The sequence below is a fragment of the Oscillibacter sp. CU971 genome (assembly GCF_905219725.1).
Lineage (GTDB): Bacteria > Bacillota > Clostridia > Oscillospirales > Oscillospiraceae > Oscillibacter.
Genome location: NZ_CAJMXG010000410.1, coordinates 1 through 1,916 on the forward strand (window position 1 = coordinate 1; position 1,916 = coordinate 1,916).

General features: G+C 54.6%; 1 protein-coding gene. It reads left to right on the forward strand.

Annotated elements, in window-relative coordinates:
* Window positions 1–487: 487 nt before the first annotated feature.
* Window positions 488–1,916, forward strand: a 1,429-nt coding sequence (locus JX325_RS15970; RefSeq protein WP_204792038.1) for a CotH kinase family protein, incomplete at its 3' end; no start/stop codon positions are given.

Below are 1,916 nucleotides of genomic sequence, written 5' to 3' on the forward strand. Positions count from 1 at the left end.
TCTGACAAATTGGGGTCTAATTCTAAGTATACTGGCCGCTTTTCTCTGCGGAATGATTGTATACGCCGTTTACAAAAAGTTCTCTGCGCCGATTATGGAACAGATCCAGAAACGATGGGCTTACTCCCGTAGAACCGCCTGGAAGGTGTTGGCCTGTGTTGTATCCAGCCTTGCCTTGACGGCCTATGTGGATTTGTTTACGTTAAATTCTGTTTGGGCGAAGCTGTTCGTGTTTGTATGCGCTCTCGCCGCCTGTTTGGCTCTTACATACGCCGCCGGCCGCCTTTTCAAATCCGCACCGCCGTTTAAAATGGTGCTGCAAGCTGCCACAGCCGCCGCGTTGACTCTGGCCGTCTTTCACGGCACCCTGTTTCCTCGCAGCGCCCAAGAGGTGCTTATCACTCTGATTTCGGAAACCTCCGGTGAAATCTGTCTTGCCGATTTGGTTATAGACGAAAAAAACTGCCCCATCTCTGAGGCAGACGTTGTGGAAAATTCCGGGTGGCTGTATCGGGGACAATACGACAATTTCATGATCCGGCCCGAAAAAGACGGGGTCGAGAACCATTTGACCATGCGGTTTTTCGCAAAAGAAGTCCGTGTTGGGTTCCCCTATACCCCCTACGCCGGAAGCGTTACCATTCAATCTTCCGCTGGAAGCGAGGAAACCCTGGACCTGCGCTGCCCCGAGTGGGAAGAGGGAGAGGCGGTACAGTATGCCGACATTCCTATAGACTGCCGTCGTGTGTATGCGCCGTTGGAGATAATTGTCTGCAATACCGGGTTTTTGCTGATTCTCAGTTCCGCTTTTCTGGCCATACGCTATGCCGCCGGGCTGGCCTGGAGGGAAATACCCATGACCGCTCCGGACACTGCGGGGCGGGCGGAGCCTAAGCCGCCGGATCCCGAAAAGAAGCCGGCGCCAAAGATTTTTAACAGGGGCTCTGCCCATGTCCATCGGCCGCCGCCCCCAAAAAGGGATTACGGCCTGCTGCCGCTGTGGCTGGCCGTGGCGGTTGCAGCGGCGCTGTTTACGGTCCTTTACTGGCAAAGCTATTTTCCGCAGGCTCAGGGTGTTCTCCCGGAGTCTGCGGAAAATGCGCCGCTGCGGGAAACCAAGGACATCTACCAGCTGGACACCAATCTCTACGATGTGTATATCAGCGTCTTTCCCACAGCGGGTGAAAACGGGAACACGCTGGACCTTTCCGCCTTTGAGCTCCATACTGCGGGGAACCATAGCTATAATCCCACGCTGAATTGCAATATTCAGATTTTGCCAGAGGGGCAGACACCGGACCCCCGCCTGGATCTGAACCGGAAAAACGCCACTATCCGGGTCCGGGGGAACACCTCCCGCGGCGCTCCCTACAAAAACTATAAGGTCCGCCTGGACTCGGAATCTGGGGACTTTTACGGTCAGACGGTCTTGAATATCAACAAGGGTTACTGGAGTTACGACGCCACCAGAATGGCGACCAAGCTGTCCACCGACCTGCTGGCGGGGCTGGATAATGTAACCGGCTACCGTTCCTATTTCATGCGGCTTTGGATTCGGGACGCCTCCCTGCCCGCAGAAGAACAGGAGTTTGAATATCAGGGTCTGCATGTGGAGTTGGAGCAGCCCAACAAAGCCTATTTCAGGGCAAGAGGTCTCGGTGAACCCGCCGCGCTGTATAAAGCCAGAAGTTTCTCCTTTTATCCCAATGACGTTCTCCTTGATGTGAACGACACAGAGTACTCCCAGGATGCCTTTGAGCAGGTGCTTGACATCCGGGAGGGAGGCGGCAGTCATCAAAACCTGTTGGAGATGCTGGACGCCGTCGGCGATACCTCCCGGGATTTTGAGGAGGTCTTTACGGAATACTTCAACGAAGACAACTATCTGACATGGCTGGCGTTTAACTTGCTTATGG